Here is a 25,778-nt window from a genome sequence, read left to right as displayed (position 1 = left end):
GCAATTCTACTGATAATTGGTGGTGATGAAAGCCTACTCTCTCGACTTGCGTCAAAAAATAGTTGATGCTTATGCCTGCGGTGACATTTCCCAACGAAAACTGGCTAAAAACTTTGGTGTCACCTTAAGTTTTGTGCAAAATTTACTCAAACGCCATCGAGAATTGGGGATGATAGGCCCCAAGGTGCGGACTGAGCAGACAGCAACAAAGTTGAATGCTGAACAGTTAGAAATCCTGCGCCAACTCGTCATAGCACAGCCCGATGCGACGTTAAGCGAATTGCGGGAACGACTTTACGAGAAAACAGAGGTCTTAATTGGGGTAGCTACGGTGAATCGGATGGTTCGCTGGAAACTTCACCTCAACCTCAAAAAAAAGTCTCCACCTCACAAAAAAAGGTAGTGATGAAGTCCAACTAGCCCGATTTGAGTACTGGAAACTCTTGAGGGGGATACCCGTCGAAGAGCTGATTTTCTTAGATGAATCGGGAGTTAATCTGTCCTTCATCCGCAAATGTGCCCGCGCCTTGCCTGGCCTTCAGGCTATGCTCAAAAGCCCAACCGCAAAGGGAAAAATGTCTCGGTAATTGGTGCAATTAGCTTGAAAGGACTGCTCACCCAATGGAGTGGCTTAGGTTCTATCGATGCTTTGACTTTTGATGCCTTCATCGCCCAAAAGCTCGTACCCAAACTTTGGCCTGGTGCAGTGGTGATCATGGATAACTGCTCAATCCATAAAAGTGATGAACTTGAAGCTTTGCTCATCGCTGCTGGCGCTCATCTCATTTATCTCCCCCCCTATTCTCCCGATTTTTCACCGATTGAGAATTGTTGGTCCAAGATTAAGAACATTCTCCGTCGCATCGGTGCAAGGACATACCCTGATTTACTCCAGGCATTAGATACGGCATTCGCAGAAGTGACAATAGAGAATTTGCTGGGTTGGTTTACTCACTGCTGCTACTGTACCTCACAAGACTGATAACCGCTATAAATGCCCATAAACTTGATGTTCTTTCAAACTTTTCATCATCATATTTTTATCCAAATTAAAAGTTTTTTTAAGCTTCACTACTCAATACTTAGCCATTGCAGGTAATATTTAAAATCAGCACTCTTTTAAATGTCTTTGTTAAAGTCTCCGCTTATTTTAATTGGAGATGAATGTCCTACCTATGCAGAAAAGTGCAAATAATGCTGAGAGGAGATTGTTCATCACTACTAGGTTATTTTCATTCATGCACTGAGAAGGTTCTGGGGATCTGGATATTGTAGACTGATTAAGCAGTTATCTCCAGAAAAGTTAACTGCCATCGTTCAATTATTGGAGTTTCTGTCGGAGTCTCAGCCCTTTCATGCCGCCTAAGTCAGTTCTTAGAACATCTCCACAGGAAAATCGAGTACCTGCGGCGCAAAGACGAATAGTAGCCAGCAGAGCGTTCGTCGTTCGCGCAGCGTCTCGAAGAGAAGGCATCGCCTGCCTATGCCATTACTGCTCGTCTGGCATTTCAAGCTATAGCTCATATTCCACATAGCTTAGAGCTTTTGTTAGTGCCCTTCGCCCAATGCCTAATGCCCATTTACAGAATATAATTTATCGTCAGAATGATGTTCATTGGTACCACTAGCATCTAAGCTAGTACGGGTGAACTATATCGAGGATAGAATGTCTGACTTAATTCTGTTTTGGCATCGGCGCGATTTACGCATTTCTGACAATACGGGGCTGGCTGCGGCAAAACAGCAGAGTCCGAAGGTGGTGGGCGTGTTTTGCCTCGATCCACATATTTTAGAACGGGATGATGTTGCTCCTGTGAGAGTAACTTATATGATTGGCTGTTTGCAGAAACTCCAAGAGCGATATGCTCAAGTTGGTAGCCAGTTATTAATACTACACGCTGATCCTGTACAAGCCATACCAGCTTTAGCAGAGGCAATAAATGCCAAAGCTGTTTTTTGGAATTGGGATGTAGAACCTTATTCACAAGAACGCGATCGCACCGTTATCAATGCCCTCAAAGAAAAAGGTATTGAGTTTCTTAATCAAAACTGGGATCAAATCCTCAATTCCCCAGATGACATCCGCACCGGTGGTAACAGTCCTTACACGGTTTATACCCCCTTCTGGAAAAATTGGATTACCAAACCGAAAGCGAACCCAGTTGAAACACTGCAAAATGTTGAGGGATTAACAGAAGCTGAACAAGAAATTGCAAAACTTGCGGGTTCTTTGACATTACCTTCAGCTAAAGATTTAGGGTTTATTTGGGATGAACAATTAATTATTTCACCAGGAGAGGCGGCGGCACAAGAACGATTAGAAGAATTTACTAATAAAGCTATTACTGAATACCAAGAACAGAGAAACTTCCCCGGAGTTGACGGAACATCACAACTAAGTGCAGCATTAAAATTTGGCGTAATTGGCATTCGCACCGTTTGGCAAGCCACCATAGAAGCACTAGAAAATAGTCGCAGTGAAGAAACAGCAGTTAATATTCGCACATGGCAACAAGAATTAGCTTGGCGGGAGTTTTATCAACATGCAATGTATAACTTCCCAGAATTAGCTGATGGTGCTTTTCGTGACACCTTTAAAAACTTTCCTTGGGAAACTAATGAAGAACATTTCCAAGCTTGGTGTGAAGGAAGAACTGGCTACCCGATTGTGGATGCAGCAATGCGCCAGATGAATGAAAGTGGCTGGATGCATAACCGTTGTCGAATGATTGTTGCTAGTTTCCTCACCAAAGACTTGCTTATTAATCCGCAATTGGGAGAAAAATACTTTATGAAGCACCTGATTGATGGTGATTTATCTGCTAATAATGGCGGTTGGCAATGGAGTGCTTCTAGTGGTATGGACCCTAAACCTGTGCGAATTTTCAACCCAGCTAGTCAAACACAAAAATTTGATCCAGAAGGGGAATATATTCGGCAATGGGTATCAGAATTAAGGTCTGTAGATACAGAATATTTAGTTACTGGAAAAATTCCACCTTTAGAACGTCATGCTGTTGGCTATCCCGATCCAATTGTGGATCATAAAATACAACAAAACCAGTTTAAACTGCGTTATCAACAACAAAAAAATATTAGTGGTGGTGAGTAAAATAGTTAGTTGCTAATATTTATTCATAGCATCTCTGGCTAATCAACCTTGCTTCAAAAACGTTTGTAGTCAGGACTTAAGTCTTGATTTTGTTCGCGTAGCGTCTCGGACAAAGGACTAAAGTCTTTACTACAAACATATCAAATATTTTAAACGGTATCATATTACGTCTTGATAGGTACACGAGAAATTGTCCATAAGATGAGCAAAAAGATTAAGTAAATTGCGCCAACCAATCCAAACTCAATCAGAGGAATATAGGTTATTTCGTAAATTCTACCCAAGCCGCGTTCAGTAAGTCCATAAACGACCATTACACTCATTAAAAAGGCTGTGTAGATAATACGTTTAGTCCAGATACTAACAGGTAGACCGTGGAGTTGAGTAAGTACTAAAATGCCAAAAAAACCAAAGAGAAATGTTGGCCACTTACTTTGTCCTAGCATCAAAGATACGACTACACTATGTAAAAGCACTGTAATTTCTAAAGTGAATGTCCACCAACGGTTGACATGGGCACGGTTAAAGATCAACGACGATTGAAGGAGAAGCAAGAACATATAGAGAAAACCAATTAAGTGCCCTACAGTCGCTTCCATTGGATGATACCAGAAGGTGTAGATAGCGGCAAAAGAGAAAAAATAGCCGTGGTACAGCTTGATAATTTGCAAAAACTGTTGATGGAATGGAACAGAATTGCCAAAAAACAAACCGCGTCGAGGCGTTTCTAAAATCAGTACGAACACCAGTAACAGTACAACCGCACCTTGAGAAGCCCAAATTGAAGTATCTTGAGCGAGAGCATCATACCAAATATAGGTCTGGAGGAAGTGTAAAGCGATAAATATACCATTGATGGCAAGCATGAGGTAATTTATCGGGTGCAGGGCTGATTTGTATTTTAACTGCGATCGCTGCGCCCACAATATACACGCCCAGATACTAAACTGATGCCCAATGTACATACCCCAAGCCGTCGTTCGACTCCAAAAGGTTGGTTGAGGAAGCTTCCAGTAGTACCAATTTAATCCTTGGTCAGGAAGTTTGATTATGCTTGCAGGAATGCTCCCACCGATCCAAATTGCGTAGGTTAGGAGGATGCTTACAAAGATGCCTAAAAATAATACTCGGCGACCTGTCATATTATTAATTCGTAATGTTTAATAACAAGGGGAGAATAACCTTCTCAAAGTCCTCCTTTTTAAGAAGGATTTAGGAGGATATAAAGTTTTGGATACATCAGTAATAACTTTAGATCCTCTAAGATATAGATTTTAGGCAGAAATGTTGAATGCTGATACAAAACTTTACATTATTAGTTACACTAAGTCTCAAAAGCTTAAATTAGTCAGCAAAACATCATCTCCTCAAACCAATGAACATAGCTGATTTTCTGACACATACAAGATTGAAGATAGCGGAATTTATCTAATAGTGTATGTCCCCATTGTTCGGGAATAGATAAAAGCTGTAAAATCAGATAGGCTATCAAGCTCACGTAAATTTGTATGGTAATACCATTGACGTTTTTGGTAATGAGTTTGTCAAGTTTTAAGTGCATCTTTAAAAACTTCCACAACAATTCAACTCCCCAACGTAATCGATAAATATCCCTAATTTCATCATCATGAACAGCTGCATCTCCCGACTCTGGTAAATTAGTCACTAAGCGAAACTCGGTTTTTGTCTCTAAATCACAGAAATTAATTACTCTATAAGCTTGAGCATCATCAGATGCACCAACTTTGACCAATCCATTTGAGCCATCAAATTCTAGTTTCCAATTGTTTTTTATCCGCAAAACAAAATATTTGTTTTCTTGTACTAATTCTTGGATAAATTTTAATCCAGCAAAACCCCTATCCATTACTCCAACAGCATTTATTGGGAGACTAGACATCATTTTGGAACCAAATTTATAATCATGGTCATGTCCAAAATTGATGAAGTTATCTTCTGGGCTTCCTGTGGAGAGATTTAAGGAACTAAACAGCTTGACTTGATGATGACCTAGTACCCATAACAATTTACTTGTGAGAGTAATAATTGTTGAATCTATTGGACAAATTGCATATTTATTGTGTAACTTTTTTTGAACTTTCTTCTGTACTAATTCATTTAATTTTTGGTAAATCTCTTGAAAAGGTTTTTGGCTTCGATGTAAATTTGCTTTAGAGAAAGTAGAAATATCTACCTCAAAACAATTGTTATTTAATCTGTTAAACAAATCTCGCATACTTGTTAAGCTGTTATCCAGGGCATAGGATAGCCAGCACTCAAAAAACAGACGACTGTTCAATACTGGATAATCGTTTTTTGGCAGGCTTTTCAGTATATCTTTGACAATTTTGGGAAATGAATTTATAATCACAATCAAACTAATATATTTTAAGCCTTAGCCCAAAACTACCATATTTTGGGCTATTTTTATCGGATTTTTCTTAACATTCAACACTTCTGGATTTTAGGCTATACGTTCTTTGTTTGATTCAGATGCACTTTTAGTAACTCGTAAACTAAGAACCAAAGCTACTATCATTACTAAAAATCCGCTCAAAAAAGGAGAATCACTCCCAAATTTCATAAAACTAATCCCTGCCCAACTTGGCCCAACTATGCGTGCTAAAGCAGAGCAAGAACTGGCAATTCCTAATATTTGTCCTTGCTCTTCTGGGGCTGTCATCTGGGAAATTAGGCTATTCAATATTGGTTGACTGACACTAATTCCCCATGCCACAAGTGTAGTGGCGACCAACAATAAACTTAAGCTTTGTGAGAATCCAATTAGCAGTAATCCTAAACCTAACCCTAATATCCCCAAAGTAAGTAATTTGATTTCACCAAAGTGTTTCTTGAGAAATCCAATTAGTCCTCCTTGAACAATTGTGCTAACAATCCCCATGAAAGCAAAAAGATAACTAGTTTGTTGAGGGCCCCAATTTAATTGCTGCTTAGACCATAAAGCTAATGTAGAGTCCATAGCTGCAACTGCAAAGGTAACAAAAAAGTAGATGCCTACAAGCACACAAAACTGTGGACGCTGTGACAGTTGTAATAAGTTCAGCCGTCGCCGGCGGTGGCGATTAGCTTGCATTTTGGCTTTAGTTTCAGAATTTAGAGATTCAGGAACTAACGTCAAAGCACAAAGCAATGCAAATAAAGATAATCCACCTGAGAACAACGACGGTAAATGAAAGTTAGCGTTGTCTGGATCTGACCCGATGAGAAGACCTCCAATAGCTGGGCCGAGAATGAAGCCAAGACCAAAAGCTGCTCCGATTATGCCCATACCACGGGCTCTATTCGTTGGCGTGGTAATATCTGCGATATATGCCTGAGCAGTACTAATATTCCCTGCCATAATTCCCGCAAGACTACGAGCAAGAAACAACATCCATAATGAGTTAGCAAAGCCTAAGCCTGCGTATGCTATTACAGAACCGAATAAGGTCAGTAATAAAACCGGACGACGACCGTAGCGATCGCTAAATCTGCCCCATACTGGTGCAAATAAGAACTGCATTAAAGAATAAATAGCTACAAGTAGAGTGGCTTCATTAGGTTTTGCGCCGAATTGTTCAGCATATAAAGGTAGTATCGGCAGAATAATTCCGAAGCCCAGTAGGTCTATAAATACAGTCAAAAATAAGACCAATATAGGCCTGCTATTATTTTTGCTCTCCATAGTGCAATTCCCTTTTATAAAAAACATGTGTAACTTGGATTGGTCGTATGCACAGCAGGGAATGCTCAATCGTAAAGACCCATTGAATGCAATCAGTAATCAGTTCAAGCAAAATGCGTGTATTTGAGCGTGGTTGAGCGAAATAGCGTGGAATAAACCCATTATGAAAATTAAGCCAGTAATACTACTAATAAAAGCAACTACGATCTCGTGCTTCCGTATAGCTTTTTGTATCTTAGCTTCTATGATGTGTTCTACTTCTTTGTATGACATTGACTTTAATTTGGCTAAAGATCAAAATGTTGCGGAATTTACGTCTGATAGAAGTTGGAGTATGTCTGGAACTTCCAACTTCTTCAATCACGAGCTATTTCGACGCTTTGTAAGCATCAAAAGAAGTCGTATTGATCGTGACGTTAACGAGTACTGCTAACATCATTCGTAATTACAATCAGTGCTAGATGATTTCCGTAAAATAAATTACCCGATCGACCTATTGAGCAGGGTAAAGGCATCTAAAGTATAAGAATCCTTTAATAACAAGGGTTTTGGCTTTTTTAAGTTAGCCTATTTTTCGTCAATATCCTTATACAGCAGGAATTTCAGAAATCCCGTGCGATCGCCCTGATCTATAAAGTTAGTTGTGATTTCCTAATGGGAAAATGACTGTTTGATCTGGTAATTTCTTATTCAAAAATCTCCTTAGCTTTGGACTAATCAGTGATAGCGACACGAGAAAGCGGCTCCACGTACTCATTGCTACGGGGATCTTACTACTCAAAGTGCCTTGGAAAGAGCATTTTACAGATCACCTAATCAGAGATTTTGGTGTGGGCTACTGTACCCTCTTCCAAATTACTAATTAGAATTAATTATTTGGCTAAGTTACGTTGGCGTAGCTTCAAAACAGCACCAGAAAAACCAAAAGCTAATATCGCCAAAGTATAAGTCGATTCGGGAACTGCAAGAATGCTTACCTGATTGATGGCCAAGCCAAATTGGGGAGCAGAACTACTAAAAACTAGTCGTGAGATGTTTGGAGTGTCACTACGAACCCCCAAGAACACTGCCGAATTATCTAATGCTAAGGACGAAATATTTGGAACTGAGAAACTAGCCAACAGGTTATTGGTGCTATCAAAAGCGTTGAGAAAAGTTTCAATTTTCAATTTACTACTGTCTATAGCTATCTGAGCCCCAGCGCCAAAAACAGGCTGGTCAAAACTAATTGTTAAAGGTTCACCGTTACCCTTAGTACCAGGATCAGGAGTACCAGGAGGAAGAGGGATAAAACCTGTTGGATCTATACCTCCAAAGAGAATAAAATCACCTAAAGCAAAGTTACTCCGAATTCCAGGGGAAGGTAAAGTTTGAAAAACAAACGGTGGAGTAACCCGAGGATTATTAGTTGGAGCTATATTTATATCTAACCCTAAACCACCTTGGGATGTTGTTGAGAAAGAATTAGGTAAAAAAACAGAAAAGTCAGGAGCAGAGGGATTGAATACTTTACCCAAACTTCCCCAATTGACTTGATCGTTGCCTTCTAAACCAGCGCGTTCCGTTACTAAAAATGTAGCTGCATTAACTGGTAATGGGAGAATTGTGACTATAGCTGTAATTACGGTTAAATATTTTACAGACAGCTTCTTGAATAATGGATTGATTGTAAATTGCACCAAGCTCACTCCTTAATTTTGTAGAATAATATCATTAAAACAGAATAATTCAACACCTAAAATTAAACAGTATATTGTTCATAGCAAACGCATCCTATTTATGGAAACCTTGCTATATAAGGCTATTGACGAGAAAATAGCCTAAATTATCAAAGGCTAAATCCCTTACTTGTAAAGGATTATTATACCTTAGATGCGTTTGCCCTAGTGTGTTGGTTCGAGAGAGTTAAAGCAACTGCCATATTCAATGGTTATGCTGCCAAAAATTTTTTTCCCAGTATTTTTTGCACCAAATTATTAGTTAAACATCAAAATCTGGCTTTAAATTCGAGCTTAGAATACCTAAATGCTAGAAAAGCGTAAAATTTTAAAAGATAACGTCTGTTTTTGCCGTACAGCAATATTTTCAGGGTTATAGCAGATTGGTTTAGCATATAAAGTACTGAATAACTAAATTTTTTGAGGGCTAGCTGGTGAAAGTTGACACAATTCATACTTTTACCAGCCCAACCTCATTCTATTTTCGCAACATAACTTTTATCCTGGGGTACAAAGACAATTACTCGTGTCTGTACCACTCTCAATTTGTTATGTGTAAACTAATAGTCAGTGCTTCTACAACAAAGGGCAAAAAGCTTTAACTTTTCATGGAGATGTAACCCATAGAACTTTACACCAACTGAATACTTACATTGGATGAGAGATTTTCAATGAAGGCGAGTTGATTTCCTAAGAAAGACAAGTTACCGCTAGAAGAGTCGTAGGTAAAGTCACTAAGATTAGTAGTACCAAACCCTGCTTTAGAAACTTGGATTACGTCACTCTGACCAAAGTTGTAATCTGTAATGGTGTCAATACCATCATTAACATTATTGAAAACAAATTTATCGGCACCAAAACCACCGGTGAGAATATCGTTACCTTGTCCACCGATGATGGTGTCATTACCGAAGCCACCGGAGATAGTGTCATTACCATCTTTACCTTCTAATCGGTTATTTTGGCTATCGCCAGTAATGCTGTCACTTGCATTTGTACCGATGAGATTATCAAAGTTGAGTACATTAAATGTTATTGTCCCCAGACTAGGAACATTAAGGGCAGAGATAGTTTGCTCCTGTAAGTTAGCGATGACAGATACACCAGCAACAGATTGAGAGGAATCTATGGTGTTATTCGCAACGCCAGCATCAGCAATAACTGTTTCTACTTTAAATACTGTGTCTGTTCCGAAGCCGCCAGCTTTGGTGATTTGTCCTACACCTGATAGGGTGATGGCTTTGCCTAGTTTGCTGTAGTCTGCTGTATCTAAACCATCTCCACCATTAATGCTGTCGTTACCCTGACTGCCCTTGAAAGTATCATCGCCTGCACCACCTATCAATGTGTCATTGCCATCTCCACCATCAATCAAGTCGTTACCATCTCTACCATCAATTAGGTCATTACCAGCGAGACCAGATAACTGGTTATTTTGGCCGTCGCCCTTAAGGGAGTCATTGTTAATTGTGCCAATGACATTGGCAAAGTTAACTACATTAAATGTTAATGTTCCCAAACCAGGAACGTTAAGGGCAGAGATAGTTTGGGCTTCTAAGTCAGCAACGGCAGCAACCCCAGACAAAGATTGAGATGCATCTATAGTGTTGTTAGCAACACTAGCATCAGCTATTACCCTATCTACTTTAAAGACTGTATCTGTTCCGAAACCGCCAGCTTTAGTAATTGTCCCTACACCTGAGAGGGTAATTTTCTTGCCTAAGCTACTGTAATCTGCTGTATCAAAGCCATCACCACCATTAATACTGTCATCACCTTTACTAGCTCTAAATGTGTCATTGCCGCCATTGCCTGTTAATTTATTATTTTGGCTATCGCCAGCAATGAAGTCATCTCCATTTGTGCCGATTACATCGTCAAAGTTAACTACAGTAAATGGCAATGTCCCTAGACCAGGAACGTTATTGGCTGTCAACGTTTGGCTTTGTAGGTTAACTGTGATTGATACACCAGCTAAAGATGCGGAAGCATCTATAGTGTTATTGGCAACAGTAGAATCAGCAATAATCTTTTCTACATTCAATAGTTGGTCTTGTCCCAATCCACCAGCTTTAGTAACTGTCCCTACTCCTGAGAGGGTAATAGTTTGACCTAGTTTGCTGTAGTCTGCGGTGTCTGTACCAACTCCACCATCAATCTTGTCATTGCCCTGACTACCCTTAAAGGTGTCATTACCATTACCACCAAACAACGTATCACTGCCTTCACCACCATCAATGATGTCGTTACCACCTCTACCATCAATCAGGTCATTACCAGCTAAACCAGTTAATTGGTTATTTTGACCGTCGCCCTTAAGGGTGTCATCGTTAATTGTGCCGATAACGTTGTCAAAGTTGACTACATTAAATGTCAGTGTTCCTAAATCAGGAACGTTAAGAGCAGAGATGGTTTGAGCTTCTAAGTCGGCAACAGCAGCTACTCCAGGCAAAGATTGAGAGGCATCTATAGTATTGTTGGCAACACTGGCATCAGCAATAACCTTATCTACTTTCAAGAGTTGGTCTTGCCCCAATCCACCAGCTTTGATAACTGTCCCTACACCTGAGAGGGTAATAGTTTGACCTAATTTGCTGTAGTCTGCTATATCAAAGCCAGTTCCACCATCAATGTTGTCGTTACCCTGACCACCCTTAAAGGTGTCATCGCCATCACCACCTATCAATGTGTCATTGCCATCTCCACCATCAATCAGGTCATTGCCACCTCTACCATCAATTAGGTCGTTGCCAGCTAAACCAGTTAATTGGTTATTTTGGCTGTCGCCTTTAAGGGTGTCATTATTAATCGTGCCGATAACGTTGTCAAAGTTGACTACATTAAATGTCAATGTTCCTAGACCAGGAACGTTGAGAGCAGAGATGGTTTGGGCTTCTAAGTCAGCAACAGCAGCTACCCCAGGTAAAGATTGAGATGCATCTATAGTGTTATTGGCAACAGTTGCATCTGCAATTACCCTATCTACTTTAAAGACTGTATCTGTTCCAAAACCCCCAGCTTTGGTAATTGTTCCTACACCTGAGAGGGTAATTGTTTTGCCTAAGTTGCTATAGTCTGCGGTATCGTTGCCTTCTCCACCATCAATGCTGTCGTTACCTCGACCGCCCTTGAATGTATCATCACCGCCATTACCAGCCAAAGTATCGTTGCCTTCTCCACCATCAATGATGTCATTTCCAAGGCCTCCGGAGATATTGTCATTGCCTGCACGACCAGAAATCTGATCGTCACCACTAGTACCCACCAAAAAGTCATTGTTAGGAGTACCAACAATAATGGACATAATGTATAACCTTTATAGTTTTGCAGATCAAATTTATTTGATCGTTGTAATACTCGCATAATACAATGATCGCAATTATAAATTTCTGATGAAATAAGCCTAAATATAATTAATCCTGTTTTATATCTCTGGCGAAATAAAAATACTGCTCACTCTGAAATTATTAAGGCCTCTTTAAGGCTCTCAAAAATGGCTCCACAAAAGTGTCGCAATTTTTGAAAACCAATTATATACAAAACTTATCATCTGTACAACATTATCATGATATGTATAACTAAAATGGGCTGTTCCAGGATATCCTTATAAGAGCGAATAAGCCTTCTTTAGCGGCAAGCAATGCTGTGCCCCTATGAAAAATGTCGTTTTTCAACTTCTCTATATTTGGTATATCTTGCCAATGGGTAATTCTTAAAATAAATACGTTTTTTAATTAAGATATATTGCACATTGTGCTTAATCTATTTTTAAAATTTATTTAGGATTGCTATAGCTGTTAGTTATTATCAAAAAACTGTTGTAATAAATGGCTCTTCAGTTCATTTTATGGAATTGAATAATAAATAAAACCTAATCATAGCTCGTGTTCCTTGCTGCAACTGGATTTTGAATTTTTGAGACTTTCTATAAAAGTGTGATTTTAATGCCATACCATAAAAGTAACGTAAGAGCCTAATAAATTTTCTAGATTTTAATAATAAGTGATTATTTGGACTTGATATTACCTCTGGTAATAGAAAGCAGAGTGGGGGGAGATGAAGAGGATGAGGGAGATCAAGATAATAACTCTCAACTCCCTATTCTATTATTCAATTACTAACCCAAGTTGTGAGTTATATACATACCTTATTGCGTCGTCAAAAACTTGGGAAAAGGTTATCCTAATGTGTAGATATAAGCCTGTCTTAAGCGCCGTACCATCTCTCGACGCACCTCATTTTGGATGCGGTTTCCGCGCCGCCAATGTTCTAACTGAATATTATCAACGTAGAATCTCACAGAAAATTGCATAGCAGAGCCTTGGATATCAGTTAGCTGAACTTGTGGTTCTTTCCAGGTAGTATTAGACTCTTTAAAACTATCATGTAGCCATTCGACAAATTTTAACGAGTAGTCATCTAATCTGCTTTCGTCTACGCCTGGGTTTAAAATTTTCTGAAATAATTTATTTAGTTTAATTTTCATAAGTTCAATTTTCTGCTCCCACTCATCTGGTAAAAGATGTTGGTCTTCAATTACTAAATCGGGGTCTTTTAACCAAGTTTGATACCATTGGCGAATCAAGCTAATTAGAGTTGATTTTTCAGTTTGGACTTGTTCTTCTAGATGCGATTGCAGCCATTTTCCCTTATTTTTCTTACGTTCTGTGATAGCTATCAGTCCTACAAAATTCAATATTTCAAGATAACTTTTTTGTAAATTTCCCCGTTCTTCTGAATTCAATCCACCTTTTTCTAGCTTCTTCACTTCTCTAACAAAATCTCCAAATGCTTGTTCAATTTTTTTTAGTTGACTGTTAACATCTTTTTCAACTAATAAACGTAGCCGTCCAGCTTCTTTTTTTGATAGTTTATCACCCTCTGCTTCTCTCAATGCAGCAAAACTGTCCAAAAATTGAAGTTTTTCATCAATATTACCTAATGTGTCGGGATGACCAACGATAATTTGTTGCAAAATGTTTGTTGCTACAACAGCATCAGCATCAACTCTAACTGAGACTTGAATTGTATAAGCATAGTGAGTTGTAGGACGGCTAAGATTGACTATATTTTGACCTCCTAAAGTTGTGTTTGGTGTATACACCTCGCAATGCTCGTTAATCAAATATAGTTTGGTCACTCTGATACCAATATGTTTGATAATTGCAATTGAACCATCTGGCATGGAGATGACATCTCCAAATCTAAAAGGTGTATCAACTAACAAAACTAAACCACTAAAAAAATCGCTTAAAATATCTTTTACCGCCAATCCTAACACTACAGTAATACTACCGATTGCTAGCCCAATTCCTGTTAAATCAACCCCAAGAGTAGTAAAAAAGAGAGATATTCCAATTACGTAAGTGATGACTGGAATAAAATTTTGGATTAATGGAATTAATACGTCATCCCAAACAGCCTCAGTTTTACGAGCATAGACTTTTAAGTAGTAAATTGCGGCTTCGGTAAATAACACATTTATGCCATAAGTCAAAGCAAGAATTAGACAAGCCGTGAGTCCTCGATCAATCCAATTAATAATTCCCCTTGTTTCTAGTTGGCTCAGTGAGAGTTTTAGACTTGCAAGGATAAAAATAACGATTACAGGGATTTGTAACATCCCAAGGATAAACACTGCTGTATCTTTTTCTGTGCGGCGAAGAAACGATCGCAGTAGATAGAACAGTAATATGTAGAGTACAAAGGCAACAACTATGGATGCGCCGAATGTATACAAGCAAGAGCTAATTTGTGCGCTGGTTGGGAAAGTTGGAGATGCTGATACTATGGAAGATTTTGATGCAGATTCTGCCGCTTTGGCGATCGGGGTATAATTCATTGGTGCCTACTTCAAGTATTACAATTTAAAATAAGTTGTTGAATTGGGGACTGAAAGAATTTGGTGGGGAATTCAGATCCACTGCCAAGTTAGCCTTCAGCAATATCGGTACTAACGGGAATTACAATCCTTTGCCGCAGTAGTAAATCTGTAAAATTTTTCCGTAGAATACGCAGAATATGAAGATGCTTTCCTGGCTTCACCTTCGTTAATCGGAGGATATCAAAAGGTTATCAGGATTGGTGTATGAAAGTATTTAGGCTAGATACAGGGGCTGACGAATTACAGCCACTTGTCTCCACACCGAATCTTGTTTTAAGTTTTCCCTCAACAGTCACTTTTCTAACAAAAGAGCTTGCGAAACAAATTTTGGCATTGAGTTAATCAGATTGCATTGGGGATAATAGCGATCGCTATACTACAGTTTTTGAGTGCAATGTCTAGTGAGAAAGCGTGATGCTTCTTCCCCAAAACCCGAGAAGTATTGACACTGTATCAAAAAATAACCTGTCAAAAATTCCCGAAACCTATTCTGGGTATAGATTGTGACGAGTGCGATCGCGGTAATTATGATAAATGCAAGCTAGGCTGTGGTGATTGATTTATTATTCTCAGCTTAATTTAGTTCTAATCATGCTCAAAAACACTACTTTAGATCCTTTAGTAACCGATGTTCGGTGTGAAGAGATTTGTCAGATTTTGGGAGAGACTTACAACCAGGAACGCTGGAACGATTGGCGCTGGCAAATGCGGCATCGGTTGACTAAGCTGGAACAATTTCAGCGATTATTAAGGCTGAGTGTTACCGAAGAACAGGGACTTTTAATCGCACCAGAGAAGTTTGCTGTCGCCGTAACTCCATACTTTGCATCACTACTCGATCCAGAAGATCCCTTTTGCCCACTACGCTTACAAGTGATACCACGGAAAGAAGAACTAATAGTTAGTACAGCAGATATGGTAGATCCGTGTGGTGAAGACAACGACGCTCCAGTACCAGGACTCGTACACCGCTACCCTGATCGGGTATTGCTGCTTGCTCTAGACACTTGCGCTACGTATTGTCGTTACTGTACCCGCTCTCGTTTGGTGAGCCAAGGTGAGATGTACCCAGTAACTCGGCGCTTGGATGCGATCGCCGCTTACCTGGAGGAACACACTGAGATCCGTGATGTGCTAATTTCTGGTGGCGATCCTCTGTTGATGTCTGATGAACCTTTAAACAATTTGCTTGAACGGCTGCGTGCCATTAGACATATTGAATTTATCCGAATTGGTTCTCGTGTGCCGAGCTTCTTACCACAGCGAATTACACCGGAACTCGTTGTCTTACTTCGTAAACATCGTGTGTGGCTGTCTTTGCACTTTTGTCATGTGCGGGAATTTACCCCAGAAGTGGCACAAGCTTGCGATCGCCTAGCTGATGGCGGCATTCCTCTAGGCAGTCAAACCGTACTGTTAAAAGGTGTGAATGACTCTGAACAGGCGCTCAAGCAGTTGTTTCACGGTCTTCTCAAGCTACGTGTGCGACCCTATTATCTTTACCAATGCGATCCAGTTGTTGGTACTGCACATCTGCGAACGAGTGTGCAAACTGGGCTTGATTTAATTTCTAAATTGCGCGGTCATACTACTGGTTACGCTGTACCAACCTATGTAATTGATGCCCCTGGCGGTGGTGGCAAAGTCCCGATTCAAGCCGAGACTTTACTTGCCTATGAACAGGGTACAGCTACAGTGCGAAATTGGGCAGGTCAGACATACACTTATGTAGATCCAGTGGAGTAAGGGCTATGGGGTTATTCATTGGTTTGTGTTATGACCTGAAAACAGACTACCTTAAGGCTGGTTTCAATGCCTCTGAGGTGATGGAGTTTGACGATGAAGAAACTATCATCGGGCTGGAAGCTGCACTGTTTGAGTTAGGTCATCAAGTTGAACGTATCGGCAATGGTAGAGAACTCGCATTGCAGTTGGCAAAAGGCGATCGCTGGGATCTGGTTTTCAATATTGCTGAGGGTTTGCAGGGTCGCTCTCGCGAAGCCCAAGTCCCGGCAGTCTGCGAATTATTCGCTCAACCTTATACCTTTTCCGATCCGCTCACGTGCGCCTTAACCCTAGACAAGGCGCTGGCGAAAAGAGTGATACGCGATCGCGGTTTGCCAACAGCCGCTTTTGAAGTGGTGAGTAATACCGCAGAAGCAATAGCCGTATCATTGCCAATGCCACTTTTCCTCAAGCCTATAGCGGAGGGCAGTTCTAAAGGCGTAACCGATCGTTCTCTTGTCAAAGAACGCAAAGAGCTAGTAAGTACTTATGAATTATTACGCGAACTTTTTCCACAACCAGTACTCGTGGAAACTTTTCTTCCCGGTCGAGAACTAACAGTGGGTATTGTTGGCAACGGCAGTAACTCACGGGTAGTAGGTGTGATGGAAGTAATTTTTACAGATCAAGCGGAAACCTCCGCTTATACCACCCTCAACAAGAATGAGTATTTGGAACGGGTATCTTATCGTTTGCTCATAGATCCCGAACCACTAGCAGTACAAGCAAGGCAGCTGGCACTGGATGCTTACCATAGCCTTGGTTGCCGTGATGCTGCTCGCGTGGATTTGCGCTGCGATGTTCATGGAACCTTACATTTTATGGAGGTTAACCCATTGCCAGGGTTACATCATATCCGCTCAGACTTGCCAATTATGGGACGTTTGGGTGGCGTGACATACACAGCAATCATTGCTGAAATAGTCGATTCTGCATGGCAAAGGTACAAATGTTGAAGTTTTTAGCTTTTTCGCCCCAAGCCTCCCACTCAAACGGTACTTCGTTCAGTGGTGAAATATCAGGCAATACGGTTCAGTTAAGGCTAAAATCCTTTGTCAAAGTCATTTTTGTCCCAACACGGTTCATTTAAGGTTTTTTAATGAAAATTCTAGATCGCAAAGACGCGATAAATTGCCATCAAGACGAAAGACTGATTATTGTAGAGACGGCGATTCATCGCGTCTCTTGCCTTAACCAAACAGTATTGCGATATGCCCTACCATAGTTGGATTTATCGCGTCAGCCAATAAAAACGCCAAGTTAAAAGCACTGCACCCATGAATAGCCCTAGTACTAAACCCAACCATAAACCTATAGCACCCCAATCTAAACTGAATGCCATCAGATAGCCCCCACCTAGACCTAGCACCCAGTAAGCAAACATAGTGATTAACACTGGTACTTTAGTATCCTTTAACCCGATTAAAGCACCAGCAGCAATAGTCTGAATAGAATAAAATATCTGGACTAGTGCCCCCGCAGCTAAGAAAGGAATTGCCGTTTTAACTATTTCGATATTATCCAAATTACTGGTGTCCAAATACATTGCCACAATGTATTTGGGAAACAGCAAAAAAATTAGTGCCACAATGCTTACAAAGGGAGTAATAAGCGCAATGCAGACAAATCCCGCTCTGCTTGCACCCTTGAGATCGTCTTGTCCCCTCAGCTGCCCTACTCTCATCGTGACGGCATAGGAAATACCTATAGACACAGTTTCGACAAAACTTTCTGTCTCAACGGTTATTTCATGTGCTGCTAACGTATCTGTCCCAAACCACCCCATCATCAAAGCCGTGGTAGTGAATACTCCAATTTCGGCTCCATACTGCAATCCCAAAAACCACCCAGTTTGGAAGATATCTATAAACATATCTTTATCGAACTGATTCAGAGCTAAATCAAGCTGGTAGTCTTTAAAGTAGTTATCGAAGCAAACCCAACTGGCGGCGGCGATAAAATTCAGCCAAAAAATGAGTGTACTTGCCCAACCAATACCGGCTAAACCAAGGGTTGGTAAACCAAATTCACCGAACATTAGCACGTAATTAGCAACTGCGTTTAATAATAGTCCAGTCACCGTAATTACTGTTAGAAATTGAGGACGATTGAGGGCAGAGCTAACTTCTTTTAAGATACAAAAACCGAGCGCAGCAGGAAAGCCCCAAACAATAGACCGCAAATATGTTTGAGCCAACAATACATTGTTTTCTTCTTGACCAGTCAGCAGCAAGATATATTCAAAGTGCCAAATGATAAACATCACAGGTAAGCACATCGTCACCGCTAACCAAATTCCTTGACCGGTAGCACGGCTAATTTGGTCTATTTTTCCTGCACCAAAAGCATTTGCGACAGTCACACCTGCGGCTGAAAGAATAGAACGACAAATGGAAGCTAGAGTCGAAAATGTAACAGCGCCTAAAGCACCCGCAGCTAAAGCTTGGCTGTTAAGTAAGCCCATCATCACCCCATCTAATAAAGGAATGCCCGCTTCTAATATTTGAGTAATTACTAGAGGAACTGCCAATTGCAGGCAGGCTTGGACTTCTAATATCAGTTTTGACTTAAATTCTTGTAAACTTAACTCCATTGGGCTACAAATAAAAATTAAGAATGGTGCTAAAAAAGTAACACTTAATATATTAGGATGTTTTAATGTGTAGATACTATTTATAAAGTAAATATAAAGGTGCTTAGAAATAAAAGCTTATCCTAATTTGTTGTTATGTTGCTGTTATAAATTACTATATAATTCTTATTTAATTTTTGAAAAAACTCCATACAACTCAAAGAGCCTGATTCAACCTTGCCTTAATTCGCCAACTCTTTCGCTCTCGCCTGGGAATCAAACTTTAATTTATTATTCCACTGCTGTGCTTTGTTGAACTTTTCAACAGCGCCTTGAATATCATTATTTCGCGCTAACTTCTCACCTTGGATGACTAACGTTGTCGCCCCTTGCGCCTTCCGCGATGGAGTTTGGCATGATTGCAACTCTTCTAACACTTCTGGATGGCCAATAAAGTAATTATTCAGCAAATTGCAACCACTGTGTAATAAATTATCGAAATCGAAATCCCATAACATTATTGTTTTGTCAGAACTAGCAGAAGCTAACTGTTGTCCATTGGGGCTGTAGGCGACGCTATAGACTATATCGCTATGACCAGTCAAGGATTTGAGGAGTTGACCACTGCTGACATCCCAGATTTTGATCGTCTTGTCCTCACTAGCAGAAGCTAACTGTTGTCCATTGGGGCTGTAGGCGACGCTATTGACCCTATAGCTATGACCAGTCAGGGTTTTGAAGAGTTGACCACTGCTGACATCCCAGATTTTGATCGTGTTGTCAGCACTTGCAGAAGCTAACTGTTGTCCATTGGGGCTGTAGGCGACGCTATAGACTATATCGCTATGACCAGTCAGGGTTTTGAGGAGTTGACCACTGCTGACATCCCAGATTTTGAGCGTCTTATCAGCACTTGCAGAAGCTAACTGTTGTCCATTGGGGCTGTAGGCAATGCTAATTACCGCACTGCTATGACCAGTCAGGGTTTTGAGGAGTTGACCACTGCTGACATCCCAGATTTTGAGCGTCTTATCAGCACTAGCAGAAGCTAACTGTTGTCCATTGAGGCTGTAGGCGATGCTATTGACCGTACTGCTATGACCAGCCAAAGTTTTGAGGAGTTGACCACTGCTGATATCCCAGATTTTGATCGTGTTGTCAGCACTTGCAGAAGCTAACTGTTGTCCATTGGGGCTGTAGGCGACGCTAATGACCGTACTGCTATGACCAGTCAAGGATTTGAGGAGTTGACCACTGCTGACATCCCAGATTTTCATCGTCTTATCAGCACTTGCAGAAGCTAACTGTTGTCCATTGGGGCTGTAGACGACGCTAATTACCGCACTGCTATGACCAGTCAGAGTTTTGAGGAGTTGACCACTGCTGACATCCCAGATTTTGAGCGTCTTATCAAAACTAGCAGAAGCTAACTGTTGTCCATTGGGGCTGTAGGCGACGCTACTGACCGCATCGCTATGACCAATCAGGGTTTTGAGGAGTTGACCACTGCTGACATCCCAGATTTTGAGCGTCTTGTCCTCACTAGCAGAAGCTAACTGTTGTCCATTGGGGCTGTAGGCGACGCTAATTACCGCACTGCTATGACCAATCAGGGTTTTGAGGAGTTGACCACTGCTGACATCCCAGATTTTCATCGTCTTATCAGCACTTGCAGAAGCTAACTGTTGTCCATTGGGGCTGTAGACGACGCTAATGACCTGACCGCTATGACCAGTCAGAGTTTTGAGGAGTTGACCACTGCTGACATCCCAGATTTTCATCGTGTTGTCACCACTTGCAGAAGCTAACTGTTGTCCATTGGGGCTGTAGGCGACGCTAATGACCAGACTGCTATGACCAGTAAGGGTTTTGAGGAGTTGACCACTGCTGACATCCCAGATTTTGATCGTCTTGTCCTCACTAGCAGAAGCTAACTGTTGTCCATTGGGGCTGTAGACGACACTATTGACCCAACCGCTATGACCAGTCAGGGTTTTGAGGAGTCGACCACTGCTGACATCCCAGATTTTCATCGTGTTGTCACCACTTGCAGAAGCTAACTGTTGTCCATTGGGACTGTAGGCGATGCTTTTGATCCCATCGCTATGACCAGTCAGGGTTTTGAGGAGTTGACCACTGCTGACATCCCAGATTTTGAGCGTGTTATCATCACTTGCAGAAGCTAACTGTTGTCCATTGGGGCTGTAGGCGACGCTTCTGACCGTATCGCTATGACCTTCTAAAGTATTTACTTCAATGGCACGATTTTCTTTCTTCTCGTTTGGCTTTAAGTAAACTGCTTGCCGTAAAGTTGCTACAGTTTGCATTCGGGTATCGCTTCTTTTTAATGCCGAAGGTGTGCGTTTGAGTTTTTCACTTGCTTTTAAGGCTGCTATTAAAGCATCTGGATGTTGTCCAGATGCCAAAAACGCTTCTGAAGAATTATTAATAGCGTTAATTTCATTAATATCAGCTACTTTTTTTTGCTCATTTGCCTCATTTGCCGATCGCCATGATAACCCTGTCAACCCAGCTAATACTAAACCTGCGGCGACGGAACCAAAAAGGGCGCGTTTGAGAAAGTTATTCAGTTTCGCGTCACTCAGTTTTCTTTCTTTTCGTTCTTTTTCCAGTTCCGCCATCACCTGCTTTAACTTCGGTTCCTGTTGCTGGCGGATAAAGGCGGCGATGTAGTCGTGTACAAGTTGATAACGGTCAGCCGGGTTCTCTGGTAGCAAAACCACCAAGCCCGATTGGACAAAAATCTTTAACACTAAATCTAATTTACTGATTTCAGAAGCTTGTTCCGCCCTGGCTTCCGATCCCCCCGCCTGGGTTGACCCCCTTAAAAAGGGGGTAGAAAAAATAAAGCCCCCCTTTTTAAGGGGGGTTGGGGGGATCTCCGAGAAGTACGGCAGTAAATCGCGTTCCAACTCAGCGCGAGTCTTTAACGGGCGAGTTCCTTTTTCATCGGTGAGCAAATACAGTAATATTTCTGCTGCTTGCTGATTTTCTACGCCGCAATCATTAACAACTTCATCCAAATAACGCTTAACCAATTCGTCCTTAGTGCCACGCTGCCGATATTCTGCCAGAGTTGTAATATTCTCCGTTTGCAGTTGCGCCCCCACAACCTGCAACTCAATAGGACGCACTTCACCCAATCCATCGGCTAAATCTTGCACGAGTTGTTCAACTAAAGCATCTTCTAAGCGAAAACTAGTATGTTCAGTTAAACGCTGAATAATTGACTTGGTATCAGCAGGTGAGAAGTTCCCCAACTTGTAAAGCACATTATTGCTGAGAATGTCATTGCCAATAATCTTGAGACTGGATAAATCATTGCACTCCAGCAAGTAATGGATGTAATCTACCCGCAGCGATAAGATAACTTTTACCGATAGAACATTCAGACACTTTCCTAGAAACTCAAAGAATTGCTTCCTTTGTGCAGGTTCGGTGTAAACAAAGAAAAATTCCTCAAATTGATCGAAAATTAGCACTGTGCGGAGGTTGCACTGTTCGTTTTCTTTCAGTCTGGATATCAAATATTGCGGAGTTCCGAGTTCTGAGGGTGGAAGTTGACCTTCTGAGGGTGGAAGTTGACCTTCTGAGGGTGGACGTTGACCTTCTGAGGGTGGACGTTGACCTTCTGAGGATGAACGTTGACCTTCTGAGGGTGGACGTTGACCTTCTGAGGATGAACGTTGACCTTCTGAGGATGAACGTTGACCTTCTGAGGATGAACGTTGACCTTCTGAGGGTGGACGTTGACCTTCTGAGGATGAAAGTTGACCTTCTAACTCTCTCTCATCTCCCTTACCTCTCTTATCTCCCTCATCTCTCCCCAAAAGCCTCCCCAATTCTTCCGCCCAGTTAGTATAAACCCGCATTACCACCGGCATATAATCTTGAATACCGATCGCTTTATTCTTTAAAGCTGGCACCAATCCTGCATTCACCAGGGAACTTTTGCCGACACCCGATTGCCCATGAATTACTATCAACTTATAATCAGGGCGACCCATGCGTTCAATTAAACGTTCTACATCCAATAAGCGACCAGATGCAGCAATTTCCGGGGCAATGTTTCCTTGAGGAGAGTTTGAGCGCAATGTCTCTACAAATGCCTGCTTTGTAGCTTCTAACCTACCCGCACCAATAAAAGCCCGCAAACCAAATTGCTGTTCAATAGAACGCTGTTGCTGTTTGATCTTGTATGCTTTGAGATATTCTTTCCGTTCAAAATAAAGCTGCTGCAAAAATCTCAGAATATCCAAGTAAAGCCTGACATCTTCTAGAGGATTACCCACATCTCTAGCAGTTTCTAAGCTGAGATTTGCCTGTTGAGTTTGACCTAAATGGTATTGAGAACGACCTAAAACAAACTGATATAAACTAAAATCTTTTGATTTAAAATCTCTTTCGGAAATCTCAGATACAACCCCTGATATACTCGCTGATTCCACATTGGGAATTGCAGCAAAAACTTTCAATGCTTCCTGAACAAGCTGATTTGCTTCAACCCAGTTTTTTTTAGCCAAAGCCACCTCAGCTAAAAAACCGTAATCTTTGGCTAATTCCCTTAGCTGGTTGTTAGTTTGATGTATTACTAAAGCTTTTTCTGTAAGACTCTGCAAAGTTTCCCACTTTTGCAAGTCTCGCAAGATATCACCGAATTTAACTACTGCATTAGCAATTAAATCTGGAGTTCGTAACTGGCTAATAAAATTTATATATTCTTGAACATAATGCCAAGTCGCTTGCCAATCGGGATGAGTTATATATTGATGTTTAAAAGCTTTGAGATAATAGCAAAAACCGATTTCACCGAGGATTTTTATCTGATGTTCTAAATTATTATTTAGCTGCCAGAGCTTACAAGCTTTGTGATAATATCTTAAAGCCGAATCTTTTTGATTGTTTATCTGTTTGATAAAACCTAATAAAGATTCTAAATTAGCTTGAAGTTCTAAATTATAAACATCTGGCTTATTGAGTAAATATCTTTGCGCCGCTTCTAACTCATTTTCCAACTTGACATATATATCTACGCTAAATTTTAAGTTGTTACCAAACCAATCATTAGCCGTTTGGGTGACAAAATCTACTAATTCCTGTGTTGATATCTCAAAATTTCTCGTAGTTGCCCAACTTTCCAAATCTGGCGCAAGCTGTATTAGTTGCTTATAGATTTCATCATCAATCCACAACACTAACGGAAAAGCAAAATTCTTGCGAAACTCTTCCCGCACCTGATTAGCAGAAGTTAACATCACAGATAAATTCTGCACTGATTCCAAACCCACAACCATCACACAGGCTGGCATTTCTTCGCCAAATTCTTCCTGAATCGCAGTATAAAGAGTCCTGTTAGAGTGCTGCACCGCCAAGACACGAATTTCGACTTGACAAATTTCCTGCAATCTGGAGATTAAGCGATCGCGCAGGCTAGCATAATTACACCGTGCCAAAATCAGCTTAAACTGTCCCACGGAAGACTCGATCGCCCAAGCTAATTGTTTCAGAGTGCGATCGTTGTTTACATGGTTATCTTCTGGTGGTTGCTGTGAACTCATAAGCTTATGTGTTTAGTTCGTAGTAAGCACTTTAGTGCTTTCAAAGATAGGAAATAATAAGCACTAAAGTGCTTACTACAAACTTAATTCTCTGGCTTCAGCCAAGACGGGATTAACATCAAACCAAGACTCGCCACCGTCGCGGTATTCAAAGACAAAGCGACTGCGGATCAGTTTTTGATATCCGTGATCATCACTCACCTTTTTCCTTTCTTTGACATGACGTAACAATTGCCACTCTTCATCAGAAATCGGTAACATTATTTCATTCCGCCGAGAACGAATAACTTGCTCTAAAGTTTCACGGGTTAAGGGAAGACTCATTTCTTCCATAATCCAGGTATTCAACAGCCTCAGCACGTCCCGCACATGACCACCGCTCATTTTACATAACCGTTCTAGGCTAGCCGCACTATCAAAAATCTCGGTAATTCTATTTAAACGCTCCTCTGGTGTGATGTCAGGAAAAGCTCTTGCTAGTACCATCTGCTGCATGAGTGCCATTCCCTGTAAATGAACGCTGCCATCAGTCTTTTGTACAGGTACCATTGGTAACACCTTGGGGTCTTCTGGGAAACGCTGGGTCAGCATTCCATAATCATTGGAAAACTTCAAGGACAACGGCATGGTATAGATGAGATGACAATTAAGCTTAGTCAAAAACTCACCTTGATCGACAAATAGATATTCTTGCTGCGGACGACCCCAAGGTTTGACACGATTATCTATGCGGTCAAGATTATCGACAATTACCACCAGACCATTTTTACCCTGCTGTTTGAGTTTAGCGATCGCAGGTTCCAATAATTCTTGATTAATCGCTTCCAACAGTTTAGTTTTTTGCGGTGCTAAATACTGATTGAGTTTTTCTCGCAGCGTCGGGTCATTTTTCATCTTCGCGGTGATTTCACCAATACCCACAGATAGAGAAAGCTTTTCTTTATCTGTGGATAAACCAACATCACCAACCACCGGAACCTTAACTTTTGCCCCCGTCACCTCGGAGTTTAAGACCTTCCAAGCACCTTGCAGCAACTCATTAAACTTGTTTGGTGAGTCCAGTATAATTTTATCGAGACTTTGACTCACACGCCGAGCGATCGCTAGCAGCACATCAGCAATATCGACATCGGTCATTTCCAGATCGTCACTGGACTCAAAATAAACCACATGGAAACCTAATTTTTCCAGTTCTGCCTGTAACCGTAATAGTTCTGTCGATTTTCCACAACCAATATGCCCAGTAAATAAAGTGCAGGTGGGTTCATTGGGCTTAAAAAAAGTTATCTTCTGCTTCAACTTGCCAAGAATATCGCCACCTCGGACTGAGGAAAAATCTATGTAATACTTGCCATCAGAGCTATTGTTGACAAATAGAGTTCTGCTGGGATCGCTAGCCTGATAAAATTCCCGTAAATCTATGGGCATAACCTGGTAGTGCAA

The 25,778-nt window shown here is 41.0% G+C and carries 16 protein-coding genes; 6 read left to right on the top strand and 10 right to left on the bottom strand.

The genetic code is table 11. From position 1 onward, the window contains the following. The first annotated feature begins 25 nt into the window (after positions 1-25). On the top strand, positions 26-403 hold the full coding sequence (locus FBB35_RS34940) for a transposase (RefSeq protein ID WP_254625633.1): 378 nt from the start codon (positions 26-28) through the stop codon (positions 401-403). A 111-nt stretch (positions 404-514) separates the two neighbouring features. Continuing rightward, positions 515-982 carry a transposase gene (locus FBB35_RS34935; RefSeq protein WP_254625646.1) on the top strand — a complete coding sequence of 156 codons (468 nt, stop codon included), beginning with the start codon at positions 515-517 and terminating at the stop codon, positions 980-982. 339 nt (positions 983-1,321) lie between these two features. On the opposite strand, the gene FBB35_RS21315 is transcribed toward FBB35_RS34935, so the two are convergent. Continuing rightward, the gene (locus tag FBB35_RS21315; protein WP_174711292.1) at positions 1,322-1,474 is read right to left on the bottom strand and encodes a hypothetical protein; all 153 of its coding nucleotides are present in this window, start codon (positions 1,472-1,474) and stop codon (positions 1,322-1,324) included. A 192-nt stretch (positions 1,475-1,666) separates the two neighbouring features. Between FBB35_RS21315 and FBB35_RS21310 the strand changes: the two genes are divergently transcribed. Then, positions 1,667-3,112: a deoxyribodipyrimidine photo-lyase, 8-HDF type gene (locus tag FBB35_RS21310; protein ID WP_174711291.1), complete on the top strand. Its 1,446-nt coding sequence runs from the start codon at positions 1,667-1,669 to the stop codon at positions 3,110-3,112. Positions 3,113-3,276: 164 nt separating this feature from the next. On the opposite strand, the gene FBB35_RS21305 is transcribed toward FBB35_RS21310, so the two are convergent. From FBB35_RS21305 to FBB35_RS21280, 6 genes are all read right to left on the bottom strand, one after another. Then, on the bottom strand, positions 3,277-4,254 hold the full coding sequence (locus tag FBB35_RS21305) for a hypothetical protein (protein ID WP_174711290.1): 978 nt from the start codon (positions 4,252-4,254) through the stop codon (positions 3,277-3,279). 206 nt (positions 4,255-4,460) lie between these two features. After that, positions 4,461-5,483, bottom strand: coding sequence for an IS4 family transposase (locus FBB35_RS21300; RefSeq protein WP_174708137.1), 1,023 nt, complete (start codon positions 5,481-5,483; stop codon positions 4,461-4,463). Between the two features lie 93 nt (positions 5,484-5,576). Continuing rightward, complete coding sequence (locus FBB35_RS21295; protein ID WP_174711289.1) at positions 5,577-6,755, bottom strand: MFS transporter; 1,179 nt, start codon at positions 6,753-6,755, stop codon at positions 5,577-5,579. A gap of 914 nt (positions 6,756-7,669) precedes the next feature. After that, a complete protein-coding gene (locus FBB35_RS21290) occupies positions 7,670-8,476 on the bottom strand; it encodes a hypothetical protein (protein ID WP_174711288.1) in 807 nt (268 codons plus the stop codon). Between the two features lie 670 nt (positions 8,477-9,146). Continuing rightward, on the bottom strand, positions 9,147-11,819 hold the full coding sequence (locus FBB35_RS21285; RefSeq protein WP_174711287.1) for a calcium-binding protein: 2,673 nt from the start codon (positions 11,817-11,819) through the stop codon (positions 9,147-9,149). An 873-nt stretch (positions 11,820-12,692) separates the two neighbouring features. Beyond that, complete coding sequence (locus tag FBB35_RS21280; protein ID WP_174711286.1) at positions 12,693-14,357, bottom strand: mechanosensitive ion channel family protein; 1,665 nt, start codon at positions 14,355-14,357, stop codon at positions 12,693-12,695. 633 nt (positions 14,358-14,990) lie between these two features. Here FBB35_RS21280 and FBB35_RS21275 point away from each other — a divergent pair. The 3 genes from FBB35_RS21275 to FBB35_RS35550 all read left to right on the top strand — a co-directional run bounded on the left by FBB35_RS21275 (position 14,991) and on the right by FBB35_RS35550 (position 17,409). Then, on the top strand, positions 14,991-16,145 hold the full coding sequence (locus FBB35_RS21275) for a KamA family radical SAM protein (RefSeq protein WP_174711285.1): 1,155 nt from the start codon (positions 14,991-14,993) through the stop codon (positions 16,143-16,145). 5 nt (positions 16,146-16,150) lie between these two features. Continuing rightward, positions 16,151-17,140 carry a D-alanine--D-alanine ligase gene (locus tag FBB35_RS21270; RefSeq protein ID WP_174711284.1) on the top strand — a complete coding sequence of 330 codons (990 nt, stop codon included), beginning with the start codon at positions 16,151-16,153 and terminating at the stop codon, positions 17,138-17,140. 143 nt (positions 17,141-17,283) lie between these two features. Further along, positions 17,284-17,409: a hypothetical protein gene (locus FBB35_RS35550; protein ID WP_302480922.1), complete on the top strand. Its 126-nt coding sequence runs from the start codon at positions 17,284-17,286 to the stop codon at positions 17,407-17,409. Between the two features lie 6 nt (positions 17,410-17,415). Here FBB35_RS35550 and FBB35_RS21265 read toward each other — a convergent pair whose 3' ends face one another. From FBB35_RS21265 to FBB35_RS21255, 3 genes are all read right to left on the bottom strand, one after another. Beyond that, the gene (locus tag FBB35_RS21265) at positions 17,416-18,777 is read right to left on the bottom strand and encodes an MATE family efflux transporter (RefSeq protein WP_174711283.1); all 1,362 of its coding nucleotides are present in this window, start codon (positions 18,775-18,777) and stop codon (positions 17,416-17,418) included. A 221-nt stretch (positions 18,778-18,998) separates the two neighbouring features. Further along, the gene (locus FBB35_RS21260; protein WP_174711282.1) at positions 18,999-24,335 is read right to left on the bottom strand and encodes a WD40 domain-containing protein; all 5,337 of its coding nucleotides are present in this window, start codon (positions 24,333-24,335) and stop codon (positions 18,999-19,001) included. Positions 24,336-24,410: 75 nt separating this feature from the next. Beyond that, positions 24,411-25,763: an AAA family ATPase gene (locus FBB35_RS21255; RefSeq protein WP_174711281.1), complete on the bottom strand. Its 1,353-nt coding sequence runs from the start codon at positions 25,761-25,763 to the stop codon at positions 24,411-24,413. Positions 25,764-25,778 lie beyond the last annotated feature (15 nt).

This window comes from Nostoc sp. TCL240-02 (assembly GCF_013343235.1).
Lineage (GTDB): Bacteria > Cyanobacteriota > Cyanobacteriia > Cyanobacteriales > Nostocaceae > Nostoc.
This window is presented reverse-complemented; position numbering and strand designations above follow the sequence as displayed.

Excerpts from the sequence above, each read along its gene's own strand:
- FBB35_RS34940 (WP_254625633.1), top strand. The coding sequence starts at position 26 with ATGAAAGCCTACTCTCTCGACTTGCGTCAAAAAATAGTTGATGCTTAT.
- FBB35_RS21280 (WP_174711286.1), bottom strand. The coding sequence starts at position 14,357 with ATGAATTATACCCCGATCGCCAAAGCGGCAGAATCTGCATCAAAATCT.
- FBB35_RS34935 (WP_254625646.1), top strand. The coding sequence starts at position 515 with ATGTGCCCGCGCCTTGCCTGGCCTTCAGGCTATGCTCAAAAGCCCAAC.
- FBB35_RS21270 (WP_174711284.1), top strand. The coding sequence starts at position 16,151 with ATGGGGTTATTCATTGGTTTGTGTTATGACCTGAAAACAGACTACCTT.
- FBB35_RS21305 (WP_174711290.1), bottom strand. The coding sequence starts at position 4,254 with ATGACAGGTCGCCGAGTATTATTTTTAGGCATCTTTGTAAGCATCCTC.
- FBB35_RS21310 (WP_174711291.1), top strand. The coding sequence starts at position 1,667 with ATGTCTGACTTAATTCTGTTTTGGCATCGGCGCGATTTACGCATTTCT.
- FBB35_RS21285 (WP_174711287.1), bottom strand. The coding sequence starts at position 11,819 with ATGTCCATTATTGTTGGTACTCCTAACAATGACTTTTTGGTGGGTACT.
- FBB35_RS35550 (WP_302480922.1), top strand. The coding sequence starts at position 17,284 with ATGAAAATTCTAGATCGCAAAGACGCGATAAATTGCCATCAAGACGAA.
- FBB35_RS21315 (WP_174711292.1), bottom strand. The coding sequence starts at position 1,474 with ATGCCTTCTCTTCGAGACGCTGCGCGAACGACGAACGCTCTGCTGGCT.
- FBB35_RS21255 (WP_174711281.1), bottom strand. The coding sequence starts at position 25,763 with ATGCCCATAGATTTACGGGAATTTTATCAGGCTAGCGATCCCAGCAGA.
- FBB35_RS21260 (WP_174711282.1), bottom strand. The coding sequence starts at position 24,335 with ATGAGTTCACAGCAACCACCAGAAGATAACCATGTAAACAACGATCGC.
- FBB35_RS21265 (WP_174711283.1), bottom strand. The coding sequence starts at position 18,777 with ATGGAGTTAAGTTTACAAGAATTTAAGTCAAAACTGATATTAGAAGTC.
- FBB35_RS21275 (WP_174711285.1), top strand. The coding sequence starts at position 14,991 with ATGCTCAAAAACACTACTTTAGATCCTTTAGTAACCGATGTTCGGTGT.